The following is a 14,010-nucleotide window of genomic DNA, read 5'->3' on the forward strand; positions in this document are numbered from 1 at the left end:
CGCAGCGCACTAACGCAGTATGCCGGCCGGCATGCTGCATGCCCGCTCCGGCCCGTTCCCTAACCGGCAAGGAGGTATTATGGCAACCACTTTCAAACTGAAACGCTGGCAGGATCAGGTGATCCTGTTGCTGGGCCTGTGGCTGATCGTTTCGCCCTGGGCCTTTTCCTATCCCGAAGGCTCGCCGCAGATGCTCAACGCCTTTATCTCGGGCCTGGTGATCGCCGTGCTGGCCGCCTTCGACCTGTACAAGACCTATTTCTGGGCCGTCGTCGTCAATTTGCTGGTAGGCGTCTGGGTCGCCGTTTCGCCGTGGGTATTGCGGCTGGCCGATCAGCGCGTCGTCATGTGGAATGAGCTGCTCGTCGGCATCGCCGTCGTCGTGCTGGCCCTGTGGGAACTGCGCACCGACCCCGAGCTGCACAAGCACTGGCCCGGCGCCGCCGCGTAGCGGCGCAAAAAAGCCCTGCCACGGCTAAGCCGTGCAGGGCTTTTCAAAATACGAACAGCACCGCAGATACGCGACGTCTCAGCGCCTGACAAAACCGTAGCGAGCGGAAGGAAGAGGTGGCCGAGAAGCGGAGCCGTACTCAGTACGGGGAAGCCGAGCCGGTGAGCATCGCAAGCCGCCTATGCCGACGCGCAGTAGGTTTGGTCAGGTGCCAACTACAGAGCGTAGCGGACGACGTTGTCGCTCCATTCGTAGGCCGCCATTTCCAGCTCCACCAGGTCGTCCGGCGACATGGCCAGGTCGCGCAGGGTCGGCACGATCTCGCCTTCCATGTCTTCGATGCGCTCGATGCATTCGGCCAGGCGCAGCAGGTCGCCGTAAAAACCCTCGCGCGACAGCAGCGCTTCGGACACTTCGTCGATCACTTCGATTTGTTTCAGGATTTCCGCCATCGGCACGCCGAACAGGGTGTCCATCAGGGACATGATGCCGACCGTAAAGGCGATATCGGCCGAGTGGGCGTGGTTCGGGCGCAGTTTATGGGCCAGCAATTCCAGCAGGCGGCCGCGCGTGGTCGCCAGCATCAGCAGCGGCGTCATGCTATGGCCGCGCTTGCTTGGTTCCGCGTACAGCATGATTTGCAGCCAGCGCTGCAGCTGGCGGCGGCCCAGCACGGTGACGGCCTGGCTCAGCGAATCGATGCGCTGGCGGGCGCCCACGGCTGGTGTATTGACCAAACGCAACAGGTTCAGGGCCAGCGAGACGTCGCGCTTGATGGCGCGCTCGATATCCATGTTGTCGGCGTCCGAGGTGACCAAAGTCATCAGTTCCATGACGGCCAGTTGCGACGGCGACAGCTTCTTGCCCGTCATGATGGCGGGCTTGGCAAAGTAATAACCCTGGAAGTAATCGAAGCCCAGGTCCAGGCCCGACTTGAATTCTTCGCGCGTCTCGACCTTTTCCGCCACCAGTTTCTTGTTTTCCTGCTTGAAACGGGGCGCCAGCGCTGCCAGCACCTTCGGGTCGACGGTGCTCATGTCCATTTTGACGTATTGCACCAACGGCAACAATTCCTGCACCTGCGACGTATCGGACACCACGTTTTCCAGCGCGAAGGTGAAGCCATGGCCCACCAGTTCGCTGATGCGCGCGCGCAAGGCAGGCGTGACCTGCATCGATTCGACGATTTCCAGCACGACTTTCTCGCGCGGCAGGAAAACGAAGATATCGCTCATGATCACGTCGGCATCGACGTTGACGAAACCGAGCGCGTCACCGATGACTTTTTCCATGCCCAGCTGGGAAGCGTGGGCGATGACGGAAGCCGTGGCGGACAGGTCGCTGGTAATGTTGGCGGGCCCGACCGGGGCGTTGCGAAATAGCAACTCATAGCCAAACAAGGCTTGATTGCGGTCAAGGATAGGTTGTCGCCCCAGATAGAACTCGCGCACGCGCAAGGGTTTCGGGGTGATGTCGTTGCTGGAAATATCGATCATTAACTCTTCATCAATCACGTCGAGTGACACCGGCCGCGCAGCGCCCGCATCAAGGTTCACTATTGACAATACTTTAGCTGAATTCCGCCCGCGCTGTGGGTATTTTGGCAGCAATCAAGGCGATTGTCGTCAAAAATCAGGCGGCGGGGGCCACTTGCACCATCCCGTCGACAAATAATTTCAATTCGCCTGGCGCAAACGCCGTCCATTGCTCGTTGGTCGTCAGCGGCTGCGTGACAATCACGGCCACCCGGTCCAGCGGCGTGGTCACCTGGGAAAAGTCCACGCTCAAGTCGTCATCGGAGAGTGTAGCAGTTGGAAATGGATGTTGTCGCACCAGATAGTGCAAGCTGGTGGAGCAATGGGCAAACAGGGCTTCGCCGCTGGACAGCATCATGTTGAAGGTGCCGTGGGCGGCAATTCCCGGCAGCAGCTCGGCCAGCGCCGCATGCAGCGCCGGCAAGGCCGGCGGGGCGTCGCCAAAGCGCGCGTGCAGCTCCTGCAGCAGGTAGCAAAAGGCCAGCTCGCTGTCGGTGCAGCCGACGGGGCGGTAACTGCCCGTCAACACGGGGTGGAACGCTTTCAGGTCGCCATTGTGGGCGAATACCCAGTAGCGGCCCCACAGCTCGCGCACGAACGGGTGGCAGTTTTCCAGTGCCACCTGGCCTTGCGTGGCCTTGCGGATATGCGCGATGACATTGCGCGACTTGATCGGATAGCGTTTGATCAGTTCGGCCACGGGCGAGGCGATGGCCGCCTGGTGGTCGACGAAATGGCGCACGCCGGCGCCCTCGAAAAAGGCGATGCCCCAGCCGTCATGGTGGGTATCGGTCTGGCCGCCGCGCATGGCGAAGCCGGTAAAACTAAAGACAATGTCCGTGGGGACATTGCAATTCATTCCGAGAAGTTGGCACATGGTCTGTTTGCAGCTCAATAACACGGCCACCATACCATGCCGCGCGGCGGTTGGGTATGGTGCCGATGGCCATCAGAGAGCCAGCATCAGTGCAACAGGACCGGTTGACTCATGAGGGAATCATAGCTGCCCAAAAATTCATCGATTTCTTCCATGCTCGGTTCGCTGGCGATCAGTTCCGTGACGTCGCGGCGAAAATGCTGGGCCAGGACGCCGGCAATGAAAGTCTCGCGCTTGCCGCCCTTGTCGACGATTTCATAGCCGCCAAAGCGCAGGGCTTCCAGGTCGACGTCGGCGCCGAATTCCACGACGCTATATTGTTCGCTGTTATAGATCAGGTTCATTTTGCATCCTTCGCTCAGGCAGGAGACGCTCCTGCGGTTTCAGGACAGAGGTGGGGTTCCCACCCGCCATTTCAAGCGGCCGGGCCACCCTGCGGGGCTACAGAGTTGTAACGAGATGCAAACTGCGACTGCGGTAATTCGATCAGGAAAGCGTCGATCAGGAAACCAGTATGTCCGCTTGCAGCGCCAGCAGGGCATCGTAGGGACTGGCGGTGAGCCAGGTGCGCAGCTGTTCGATGTGCGAGGCGTCGGCCAGGCTGATGAACAGGCGCGCGGGTGGATGGCGCAGCAGACGATTTAATGTTACACGCAATACGAGATTGCCGCTGCAGCACAGGCAACCGGGCGCGATGCGCAACAGTTGCAATGGAAACGATGGAGAGGTGTGCTCGGCCAGGTCGGCCAGGATGGAGTTGCCGTCAGCCAACCCTTCCAGGATCACGGCCGACGGCTGGTGCGGCAGCAAGACTTGCGCAATGCTAGCCTCGCGCTCACCGGCACGCCCGCCGCTGACCAGGGTCAGCGGCGTAGCGTGCCGCGCGGCTGCCGTCACAGGCTTTTCTTGGCCAGCTTGCCCGGTTCGACGCCCAGCTGTTTCAGCTTGCGGTACAAATGGGTGCGTTCCAGCCCCGTTTTTTCCGCCACGCGCGTCATGCTGCCGCCTTCGCGGCCCAGGTGGTGTTCGAAGTACATGCGCTCGAAGGCATCGCGCGCCTCGCGCAGCGGCAGGTCGAACGACAGGTTGTAGCCATGGCCTTCGGCCACCGCCGGCACGGCGATGCCCGGGCGCACCATCAGCTGTTGCGGCGCGCTGCCGCCAAAGCTGGGCACGGGATGGCTGCTTTCCTCGGCCACGACGGCCGCCGCGGGACGCGGCGCCACGCTCGGCGAGCGCACGGTTTCCTGCGCCCGCGTCAAGCCTTGCTGGACCGCTTTCAGCAGTTTCTGCAGGGCAATCGGCTTTTCCAGGAAATTCAACGCACCGATACGCGTCGCCTCGACGGCCGTATCGATGGTGGCATGACCCGACATCATGATCACCGGCATGGTCAGCAAGCCATCGCGCTGCCACTCCTTGAGCAGGGTCACGCCATCGGTGTCCGGCATCCAGATATCGAGCAATACCAGATCCGGCGCACCGGCGGCACGCGCTTCACGCGCCTGCTGCGCATTTTCGGCCAGCTGGATAGCATGCCCTTCGTCGCCCAGAATTTCCGAGAGCAACTCACGGATACCCATTTCATCATCCACTACGAGTATGTTTGCCATTCGTGTCTTGCCTTCCTCATTTCGCCGGCCGTCGCGTACAAGAGGCACGCGCGGACAACTATGATTTTATTAGTGTTTTAAATACTAAACCAGACTCTCAAGCCAGGAATTCCTGGGCCGGAGCGTCGGGAGCTAACTTTAACAGCAAAATGACCACCGAAGCGCCATTGCCGTCGACCCGGTTCTCGATATCGATGCGTCCACCATGTTCATCGATAATTTTCTTCACCATCGCCAGGCCCAGCCCCGTGCCGCGCGCCTTCGACGTGACGTAGGGCTCGAAGGCCCGCGCCAGGATCTTCGGCGCAAAACCGGGGCCATTGTCGGTGATGGCCAGCCGCACGGCGATATTCACGCCGCCGTCCGCACTGCGATAATGAATTGCTTCCGTCCTCACGTCAATCCGCGGATGCGGTGATTCCGGCGGCAGGTCCGCCATGGCGTCCTGCGCGTTCTGCAACAGGTTATGTATGACCTGGCGCAATTGCGTGGGGTCGCCCATCACCATCGGCAAATTCGGCGCCAGCTGCGGGTGGATGATGTCGCCGTCGTCGCCGCGCAAATACAGGTTCAGGATCTCTTCGATCAGCTCGTTCAAGCGCAGCGGGGTCAGCACGGCCGGCGGCGTGCGCGCATAGTCGCGGAAGTCGTCGACCATGCGCTTCATGGCGTCCACCTGCTTGACGATGGTGGTGGTGGCGCGGCTGAGCAGTTCGGCGTCACGCGGCTCCAGCTTGCCTTCGAGCTTCATCTGCAGGCGCTCGGCCGACAGCTGGATCGGCGTCAGCGGGTTCTTGATCTCATGCGCGAGGCGGCGCGCCACTTCGCCCCAGGCGATCGAGCGCTGCGCGGAAATGACGTCGGAAATATCATCAAACACCACGATGTAGCCGTTGCCGGATTCCAACGGCAGGCGCGAGCCGCGCGCCAGCAGGGTGATGTCGTGTTCGTCGGCACTGCTGCCCAGGCGGCGCGGGATCTCGATCTGGCGTTGCCAGTGCAGGCGCTGCAGGTTGCGGCCCGACGCCGACTGCGCACTCTGCGCCGTGAAGGCGCTGATGATGGCGGAACCAAACTCTTCCATCCCGGCAATATTTGCCAGCGGCTGGCCCACCATGCTGGCGCCCGAATGCTGGAGGATGCGTTCCACCGATTCATTGCAGGTCACCAGTTTGAAATCGCCATCGAGCACCATCACGCCGGCCGACATGTTCGCCAGCACCGATTCGAGGTGGGCCTTGGCATTCTGCAGCGCGGCGCGGTTGCTTTCCACGGCCGTGCGCGCATCGAGCAGCTGGCGCGTCATGATGTTGAACGATTGCGTCAGGGTGCCCAATTCATCCTTGCTAGCGACGATGGGGCGCGGCGACAAATCGCCCTCGGCCACGGCGCGCGTGCCCTCGGCCAGCAGCAGCAGGGGCTGGGCCAGGTTGCCCGCGATCAGGAAGGCGCTGCCGATGGCGCCAAAGATGGCCAGCAGCAAGGTCAAGGTGAGGATTTCCATGTACATCTTGCGCAAGCCCACGCGCGCGACGAAACGTTCCTTGTATTCGCTGTAGGCGGCGCGCAGCATCTCGCCGTTGGTGGCCAGCTTGGGTGGCACCGATTGCAGCAATTGCAGGTAGCGGGGCGACACGGACGGCCCCGGCACGGACACCAGCACGCGCAGGCGCAGGCTGGCGGCCGCATCGAGCGCCGCCGGCGGCCCGGCGCGGATGCCGCCGCCGCCCGATTCCGTGCCATCGTCATGCAGTTCCAGTCCGCCCTCGGCCGAAGCGTAGCCGGCCGGCAAGGCCGCCTGCGCCAGCATGGCCGGCGTAGGCAGGTCGGCCGCGCTGTGCGGGCCGGCGCTGGCCAGCAGGACGCCGTCGCCGCTGACGATCATGACATTTTGCATGCCCTCTTCGCGCAGCAGGCTGGTCAGCACTGCCGGGCCGGCCACGGGATCGGCGCGCAGCTCGTCGACGGCCTTGTGGCCGCGGCGGTCGAGTTCGACCAGGGCCGCATCGAGACCCGCGCGGCCCAGTTCCAGGCCCGATTCCAGCGCCGCCTCGATCTTGACGTTGAACCACGATTCGATGGAATGGGAAACGAATTGCACGGAGACAAGAAAAATCACCAGGCCGGGCAGGATGCCGACGGCGGCGAACAGCATCACCAGGCGCGTCATCAGCTTGGAACCGAACTTGCCGCTCTTGTAGCGCGCGTACAGGCGGCCCAGCGAAATGCCGACCAGCGCCAGCAGCGACACGGCCACGGCCGCGTTGAGCCCCAGCAGCCAGGAATAATAACGGTCGAAGAAGCCGGAATTGTCGGAAGCCGACGCCAGCAGGAAGAGCAGGATACTGACAATGCCGCCGCCCACCACCAGCAAATAGCGCAATGCTTGACTCACTACTCCGCCGTATACAAGAAGGTTTTTTTATTCGAAGCCAGGCGCCAGTCGCTGTTATTGAAGGCATTGACCTGTATCGGCTTGGGCAGATAGTCGCGGTCCATGCCCATACGCAAGGTCACGTTATACGTCTGCCCCACTTTCAGCTCGCCGCGCCGCGCCACCAGCCAGCGGCTGGGACGGCGGATCAGCAGCAGGGCGTCGTCGAGGCTGGCAAAGCTTTGCTGCAGGCCGCCGCCCGACACATGGTACTGGCGCGTCAGCACGTTGTACGACAGGCGGCTGGTCTGGCGCGCGACGATGGCTTTTTCATCGAACCAGTACCAGCGGGGCCGGGTCAGTTCAATTTCCGTCGTGAAAAACAGGGGGACGCCGTGCTGCACGGCGTCATCGAGGTCGTGATTGAGCTCGAACGAATAGGCGGCGGCCAGCTTGTAGCCCTCTTCGCTAGCCTCGATGTAGGCACGCGTGATCTCGACCATATCGGCGGCATGCGCGCGTGGCATGGTACATGCCAGCATCAGCAGCAGGGCCAGGAGTCGGAAGAGTCGTGTTGTCACAAGTGTGCCGATAGTGTCCGTAGGAAAAGTATGAACGAATCGCTCAAGCCGCATTTTTTTGGAACAGCGCATAGAACAAACCGTCATGGTCCTGCTCCGCGCTGCCAGTTGGCAACAGCTGACCGGGCGCCGTCAAACGGGTCGCATTATTGCGCACCGCAAATGCAGCCGCCTGTGCCTCGGACTCCTGCGGCCACAATGAACAAGTCACGAACAGCAATTTACCATCGGGGCGCAGCATCTGCCACAGGTTGTCCAGAATTTTGGAGGAAAGTGTTGCAAGTTGGAACGCGTCGCCCTTGCGGCGCAACCAGCGGATATCGGGATGGCGGCGCACGATGCCCGACGCCGTGCACGGCACGTCGGCCAGGATGCGGTCGTACTGCTGGCCGTCCCACCACGCGCCCGATTGCGCATCCTGCGCCTTCAGGGTCGCCTCCAGGCCCAGGCGCTCGAGGTTTTCCGCGATGCGCGGCAGGCGCTTGGCGTCCGCATCGATGGCCGTCACCTGCACGTCGGCCAGCTCCAGGATATGACAGGTCTTGCCGCCCGGCGCCGCGCAGGCGTCAAGCACGCGCATGCCGTCGTGCAAGTCCAGCAACGGCGCGGCCAGTTGCGCGCCAGCATCCTGCACGGAGACGACACCGTGCTCGAAGCCGGGGATCAGGGCCACGCCGATCGGCTTGTCCAGGCGCACGGCGAACGGCCCCACCTGGCGCGCGGCGATGCCCGCCCCGGCCAGCACGGCCAGATAGGCTTCCACCGTGCTCTTGCGGCGGTTCACGCGCAGGGTCAGCGGCGGCACGGCATTGCCTGCCGTCAAAATGGCTTGCCAGTCGCGGGGATAGGCCAGGCGCAGCGAATCGATCCACCACTGCGGATAATTCCATTGCGCCAATGGCTGTTGCAGTGCCGCTTCCAGCAAGGATTTGCGCTCGCGCAAGAAACGCCGCAAAACGGCGTTGACCATGCCCTTGGCATGCGCCAGGTCAGGGTGCGATGTCGCCACCGTGACAGCCTGGTCGACGACGGTGAATTCTTCGTAGGGCTGTTCGCCCGGCTCGGCCGACATCAACGACAGCGCGCAGCACAGCAGCGCGGCCAGCATCGGCGGCTCCGGCGCCTTCGACGTCATCAGGCCGACCAGGGTTTCGCTGCGGCCCAGCTGGCGCATGGTGCGGTAGGAAATATCCTGGATGGCGCCGCGCGCCTGCGGGCTGGCGTTCGATTGCGCAAATACCTTGGCCAGCGCCTGCGGCAGGGCCGTGCCCGTGCGCACTTGCGCCACGGCATTGGCAGCGCCCAGCAGGCAAAACGCCAGCGAGTCGGCCCGCAAATCGGGTTGGAAGCCCGGCTGCAAGACCGGTTTCAGGTCGGGATGGTAGCTGGGACGCAATTTCGGTGCGGCAGGCGCCTGGCCTGGCGCCGGCTTGGTTTTCAATTTCAGCGTGGGGCGCTTGTTCATAGTTATCCGGTGTAGCTGCGCGCAGCTGGTGGCACTCGCGGCCGCGCGTCATCAATAAAGGGTCGATTGTAGCGTTTGTAGCGCCCTCTGGCCCAAGCGATTGCAGTGATAAATGTAAATTGCGGCAAAAAACCGCATATATACAAGCAGAATGCGCCATGCTGATGTTTTCATGCACCAACATGGACATGCCTTCCTGATAATATCGTGAAAAGCGGCGCGACGGCGCGCCCGCCGGCAAGCGTATTGTTCCCGGCAGCAAACCAGTATAATTAACGCAGTCTGGGCGGCTTGGGTACTTGCCGTCCGTTTTGCTTTTTGATTCATTCTATTCATTCTTAACGCGGTTTCGCCGCCATCCTGCTCATGCTCGCCCAACAGAAACAAGAAATCATCGCCCTGTTCCAGGCCGCCCTCGCTCCCGTCCTGGCCGGCACCTCGCTGACCCCTATCGTGGTGCTCGAGCGACCACGCGATGCATCGCATGGCGACGTCGCCTGCAATATCGCCATGCAACTGGCCAAGCAGCTGAAACAGAATCCGCGCGAACTGGCGCAAACCATCGTCACCGCCGTGCTGGCCAATCCGGCCGGCAAGGGCCTGGTCGAAGCGGTGGAAATCGCCGGTCCCGGCTTCATCAACGTGCGCGTGTCCGCTGCCGCCAAGCAAGCCGTGGTGAAGACCATCCTGGCCGAAGGCGCCAGCTATGGCCGCAGCACGGCCGGCGCCGGCAAGCAGGTCATCCTGGAGTTCGTCTCGGCCAACCCGACCGGTCCGCTGCACGTGGGCCACGGCCGCCAGGCGGCCCTGGGCGACGCCCTGTCGTCGCTGTTCGACGCGCAAGGCTATCAAGTGACGCGCGAGTTTTACTATAACGACGCGGGCGTGCAGATCCAGACCCTGGCCAGTTCCGTGCAGGCGCGCGCGCGCGGCTTCAAGCCGGGCGACGCCGAATGGCCGGAGTCGGCCTACAACGGCGACTACATCGCCGACATCGCCGACGACTTCAAGGCCGGCAAGACGGTGTCGGCCAGCGATGGCTTGCCCGCCACGGCCAATGGCAACGTCGACGACATCGATTCGATCCGCCCGTTCGCCGTCACCTACCTGCGCAACGAGCAGGATATCGACCTGCAGGCGTTCGGCGTGAAGTTCGACAATTACTACCTGGAGTCGTCGCTGTACGCCGACGGCAAGGTCAACAGCGCAGTGGAAACCTTGATCAAGGCCGGCCACACGTATGAACAGGATGGCGCGCTGTGGCTGCGCACCACCGACTTCGGCGATGACAAGGACCGCGTCATGCGCAAGACGGACGGCACCTACACGTATTTCGTGCCGGACGTGGCGTATCACCTGGTGAAATGGCAGCGCGGCTTCGTGCAGGCCATCAATATCCAGGGCAGCGACCACCACGGCACCATCGCGCGCGTGCGCGCCGGCCTGCAGGCCGTAGACATGGGCATCCCGCAAGGCTACCCAGACTATGTGCTGCACAAGATGGTCACCGTCATGAAGGACGGCGAAGAAGTCAAGATTTCCAAGCGCGCCGGCTCCTACGTGACCGTGCGCGACCTGATCGAATGGTCGGGCGGCGGCGACATCGCCAAGGGCCGCGACGCCGTGCGCTTCTTCCTGATCTCGCGCAAAGCCGACACGGAATTCGTCTTCGACGTCGACGTGGCGCTGAAAACCACCGATGAAAACCCGGTCTATTACGTGCAGTACGCGCATGCGCGCATCTGCCGCATCCTGGAAAACTGGGGCGGCGACGAAAGCAGCATCGCCGGCGTCGACCTGGCCGCCCTGACGGCGCCGACCGAGGCGACCCTGCTGGCGACCCTGGCCGCCTACCCGGAAATACTGGCGCGCGCGCAAGCTGAACTGGGGCCGCACCAGGTCGCCTTCTACCTGCGCGAACTGGCCGCCAACCTGCACAGCTTCTACTTCGCTGAAAAAGTGCTGGTCGAAGACGAAGCCGTCAAGATGGCCCGCCTGGCGCTGGTGATCGCCGCGCGCCAGGTGCTGCGCAACGGCCTGGCACTGATCGGCGTATCCGCGCCAAACAAAATGTAATCGCGAAGGTCTAACCGTCAATGAATCACGCTTCCCGCTTTACTTCGACCCGGCGCCAGCAGGGCAACACCCTGGTCGGCATCATCATCGGCCTGGTCATCGGCCTGGGCATCGCCGTAGTGGTCGCCCTGGTGATCACCAAGGGTTCATCGCCATTCACCGACAAGTCGCCCAAGGCCGGCAAATCGGCCGAACCGACGGCCGGCCAGATCGCCGACCCGAACAAGCCGATGTACGGCAACAAGGAAGCGGCCAAGGAAGCGGCGCGCGACTTCTCCCGTGAGCCGCGCGAAATCACCACGCCGGCGCAGCCGGCCGCACCGGCACCCGCACCGGCACCGGCACCAGTACCGGCGCAGCAGCCGAAGGCGCCGCCACCGGACGCGCTGCAGGAATTGATCGGCACCCTGAAGGACAAGCCGGCGCCGAAAACGCCTGCCGCCGCACCGGCGCCGCAGGCCAAGGCCGAAACGAAGACCGAGGCCAAGGCCGATGCAGCCGGCGATAAATGGATTTATTATCTGCAGGCCGGCGCCTTCCATGACATGGCGGACGCCGAAAGCACGCGCGGCAAACTGGCGCTGCTCGGCTTCGAAGCGGCCATCAGCGACCGCAGCACCGACGCCGGCGTGCTGCACCGCGTGCGCGTCGGTCCGTTCAACCAGCTCGAAGCGATGAACCGCGCGCGCACCAAGCTGTCTGAAAACGGCATCGATGTCGCCGTCGTCCGCAACCAAAAATAAGGAACCAGCATGCGTTTTCTGAAGAAGCTGTTGTTTGCCGCCGCCCTGTGCAGCGCCGCCATGGGCGCATCGGCCTCGCCGTCCGAGCCGAAGAACGGCGTCGAATACGAAACCCTGCCCGCGCCGCAGGCGACGGAATCGGGCAAGAAGATCGAAGTGACGGAATTCTTCGCCTATTACTGCCCGCATTGCAATGTGCTCGAACCGCAGCTGGCCGCCTGGGTCAAGAAACAGGGCGACAACATCGTCTTCAAGCGCGTGCACGTGTCGCGCGACGAAAGCGTGGCGCCGCAACAGCGTTTGTTCTTCACCCTGCAAGCCATGGGCCTGCTCGACAAGCTGCACACCACGGTCTTCCACGCCATGCACGTCGAGCGCAACCGCCTGGCCACCGATGAAGCCGTGTTCGACTTCGCCGCCCGGCAAGGCGTGGACCGCCAGAAATTCATCGACACCTACCGCTCGATGGGTATCTCGGCACGCGTGCGCAAGGCCGATGCCATGATGCAGGCCTATAACGTCACGTTCTGGCCCATGATCGCCATCGACGGCCGCTACATCACCTCGCCATCGCAGGCCGATCAAGGCAGCAAGTCGGCCAGGAACGAAGAACAGCTGAACGCCCAGGCGCTCACCGTGATGGACGTGCTGGTCGCGAAAGCCAAAGCGGAAAAGAAATAAGCATGTCGACTTCCCTGGCGCAGCCCCGGCACGCGCGCATCGCCTGATGCACGGCGTTTTCATCACGGGGGCGTCGAGCGGACTGGGCGCCGCCCTGGCGCTGCAGTACGCGCGCCAGGGCGCCCATTTGGGCTTGCTGGCGCGCCGCGGCGACGCGCTGCAGCAGCTGATCGCCTCCCTGCCCCACCCTGAACGCCACCGCGCCTACGCCGTCGATGTGTGCGACCACGCCGCCCTGAAAAGCGCGGCGCAGGACTTCATCGCCTGCGCCGGCCGCATCGACGCCGTCATCGCCAGCGCCGGCGTGTCGTACGGCACCCTGACGGAACACGCGGAAGACCTAGACGCCTTCGAACGCCTCATCGCCATCAACGTCACGGCCACCGTGGCCACCTTCGCCCCATTCATCGCCGCCATGAAGGCCCAGGGCAGCGGACGCCTGGTGGGCATCGGCAGCGTGGCCGGCATCCGCGGCCTGCCCGGCGCCGAAGCCTACAGCGCCTCGAAAGCGGCCGTCATCAGCTACTGCGAATCGCTGCGCCTGGAATTGAAACCTGCCGGCATCAAGGTCGTCACCATCACGCCAGGCTACATCGACACGCCAATGACGCGCCACAATGCCTACCGCATGCCCTTCCTCATGCCGGCCGACAAATTCGCCGCACGCGCCGCGCGCGCCATCGCCGACGGCGACAGCTACCGCGTGATTCCATGGCAGATGGGCGTCGTCGCCAAGCTGCTGCGCGTGCTGCCCAATGCCGTGTACGACCTGGCGTTCGCCCATGCGCCGCACAAGGCGCGCAACTGACCCCATCACCATGACGAAGCACTCAGACCTGAACAGCGCGGCCATCGCCGCCCATTGCGCCACGGGCGCCGCCCACGTGGCCATCGAAGTGGTCGACGAAACCGGATCGACCAACGCCGACCTGCTGGCACGCTGCGCCACCCTGGCCGGCCCAACCCTGCGCGTCGCCGGCCAGCAGACGGCCGGACGCGGACGCGCCGGACGGCCGTGGCTGTCGCAGCCGGACGCCAGTCTGATGTTCTCGCTGGCCTGGCGCTTCAAGGGACCGCTGCACCAGCTGGTGGGATTGCCGCTGGCCGTCGGCGTGGCGCTGGCCGAAAGCATGACGGCGCTGGGCGTGCCGGTGCAACTGAAATGGCCGAATGACCTGCTCAAGGATGGCCACAAGCTGGCCGGCATCCTCGTCGAGACGCAGCAGGCGGCGGACGGCGGCGTGTGGGCCGTCATCGGCTGCGGCATCAATCTGCTGATGCCCGATGCGCTGGAACAGCGGATCGGCCGCAGCGTCTCGGCCGTGCCCTGGCTGGCGCAGATGGAGCGCAACACCCTGGTGGCGGCGCTCCTGAGCCGCCTGGCCGGCGTGCTGGCCGAATTCGACGACACGGGCTTTGCGCCATTTACGGAGCGCTGGAACGCCCTGCACGCGTGGCAGGGCCAACACGTGAAAATCGTCGACAATGGCCAGTTGCTGCAGCAAGGCGTGGCGGCCGGCGTCGATCAGCTGGGCCGGCTGCTGCTGCGTACCGACGACGGCCTGCAGGAAATCATGTCCGGCGACGTCTCGCTGCGCCTGGCGCAGGAGTAGG

14 protein-coding genes are annotated in these 14,010 nt (G+C 63.6%); 6 read left to right on the forward strand and 8 right to left on the reverse strand.

Annotation, left to right across the window (positions count from 1 at the left end; genetic code table 11):
- Positions 1 to 79 precede the first annotated feature (79 nt).
- On the forward strand, positions 80 to 451 hold the full coding sequence (locus CBW50_RS07385) for an SPW repeat protein (RefSeq protein WP_086144932.1): 372 nt from the start codon (positions 80 to 82) through the stop codon (positions 449 to 451).
- Between the two features lie 215 nt (positions 452 to 666).
- On the opposite strand, the gene CBW50_RS07390 is transcribed toward CBW50_RS07385, so the two are convergent.
- From CBW50_RS07390 to rsmB, 8 genes are all read right to left on the reverse strand, one after another.
- A complete protein-coding gene (locus CBW50_RS07390; RefSeq protein WP_086144933.1) occupies positions 667 to 1,947 on the reverse strand; it encodes an EAL domain-containing protein in 1,281 nt (426 codons plus the stop codon).
- A 136-nt stretch (positions 1,948 to 2,083) separates the two neighbouring features.
- Positions 2,084 to 2,863: a class II glutamine amidotransferase gene (locus tag CBW50_RS07395; RefSeq protein ID WP_086144980.1), complete on the reverse strand. Its 780-nt coding sequence runs from the start codon at positions 2,861 to 2,863 to the stop codon at positions 2,084 to 2,086.
- An 86-nt stretch (positions 2,864 to 2,949) separates the two neighbouring features.
- On the reverse strand, positions 2,950 to 3,207 hold the full coding sequence (locus CBW50_RS07400) for a DUF3567 domain-containing protein (RefSeq protein WP_010393222.1): 258 nt from the start codon (positions 3,205 to 3,207) through the stop codon (positions 2,950 to 2,952).
- Positions 3,208 to 3,364: 157 nt separating this feature from the next.
- Entirely contained in the window at positions 3,365 to 3,760 is a 396-nt protein-coding gene (locus tag CBW50_RS07405; protein WP_086144934.1) for a GTPase, read from the reverse strand.
- The gene (locus tag CBW50_RS07410) at positions 3,757 to 4,476 is read right to left on the reverse strand and encodes a response regulator (protein ID WP_086144935.1); all 720 of its coding nucleotides are present in this window, start codon (positions 4,474 to 4,476) and stop codon (positions 3,757 to 3,759) included. The genes CBW50_RS07405 and CBW50_RS07410 overlap by 4 nt, the downstream gene beginning before the upstream one ends.
- Before the next feature lie 97 nt (positions 4,477 to 4,573).
- The gene (locus CBW50_RS07415; RefSeq protein ID WP_086144936.1) at positions 4,574 to 6,871 is read right to left on the reverse strand and encodes an ATP-binding protein; all 2,298 of its coding nucleotides are present in this window, start codon (positions 6,869 to 6,871) and stop codon (positions 4,574 to 4,576) included.
- Entirely contained in the window at positions 6,871 to 7,377 is a 507-nt protein-coding gene (locus CBW50_RS07420) for a DUF4390 domain-containing protein (RefSeq protein ID WP_226936265.1), read from the reverse strand. Before CBW50_RS07420 ends, CBW50_RS07415 begins: the two co-directional genes overlap by 1 nt.
- Positions 7,378 to 7,474: 97 nt before the next feature.
- On the reverse strand, positions 7,475 to 8,896 hold the full coding sequence (gene rsmB / locus CBW50_RS07425; RefSeq protein ID WP_086144938.1) for a 16S rRNA (cytosine(967)-C(5))-methyltransferase RsmB: 1,422 nt from the start codon (positions 8,894 to 8,896) through the stop codon (positions 7,475 to 7,477).
- Positions 8,897 to 9,262: 366 nt separating this feature from the next.
- Here rsmB and argS point away from each other — a divergent pair, with 366 nt between their 5' ends.
- Genes argS through CBW50_RS07450 form a run of 5 tightly spaced genes read left to right on the forward strand, consistent with a single transcriptional unit; the run spans position 9,263 to position 14,009 of the window.
- Positions 9,263 to 10,972: an arginine--tRNA ligase gene (gene argS / locus CBW50_RS07430; protein WP_086144939.1), complete on the forward strand. Its 1,710-nt coding sequence runs from the start codon at positions 9,263 to 9,265 to the stop codon at positions 10,970 to 10,972.
- A 20-nt stretch (positions 10,973 to 10,992) separates the two neighbouring features.
- A complete protein-coding gene (locus tag CBW50_RS07435) occupies positions 10,993 to 11,715 on the forward strand; it encodes an SPOR domain-containing protein (RefSeq protein ID WP_086144940.1) in 723 nt (240 codons plus the stop codon).
- Positions 11,716 to 11,724: 9 nt separating this feature from the next.
- Positions 11,725 to 12,396, forward strand: a complete 672-nt coding sequence (locus CBW50_RS07440; protein WP_086144941.1) for a thiol:disulfide interchange protein DsbA/DsbL — start codon at positions 11,725 to 11,727, stop codon at positions 12,394 to 12,396.
- A gap of 46 nt (positions 12,397 to 12,442) precedes the next feature.
- Positions 12,443 to 13,204 (forward strand): SDR family oxidoreductase, encoded by a 762-nt coding sequence (locus CBW50_RS07445; RefSeq protein ID WP_086144942.1) that lies wholly within the window; start codon positions 12,443 to 12,445, stop codon positions 13,202 to 13,204.
- A gap of 10 nt (positions 13,205 to 13,214) precedes the next feature.
- On the forward strand, positions 13,215 to 14,009 hold the full coding sequence (locus tag CBW50_RS07450; RefSeq protein ID WP_086144943.1) for a biotin--[acetyl-CoA-carboxylase] ligase: 795 nt from the start codon (positions 13,215 to 13,217) through the stop codon (positions 14,007 to 14,009).
- The last annotated feature ends 1 nt before the right edge of the window (position 14,010 follow it).

The sequence above is a fragment of the Janthinobacterium sp. GW458P genome (assembly GCF_002127585.1).
In the GTDB taxonomy this organism is placed as follows: domain Bacteria; phylum Pseudomonadota; class Gammaproteobacteria; order Burkholderiales; family Burkholderiaceae_D; genus Janthinobacterium.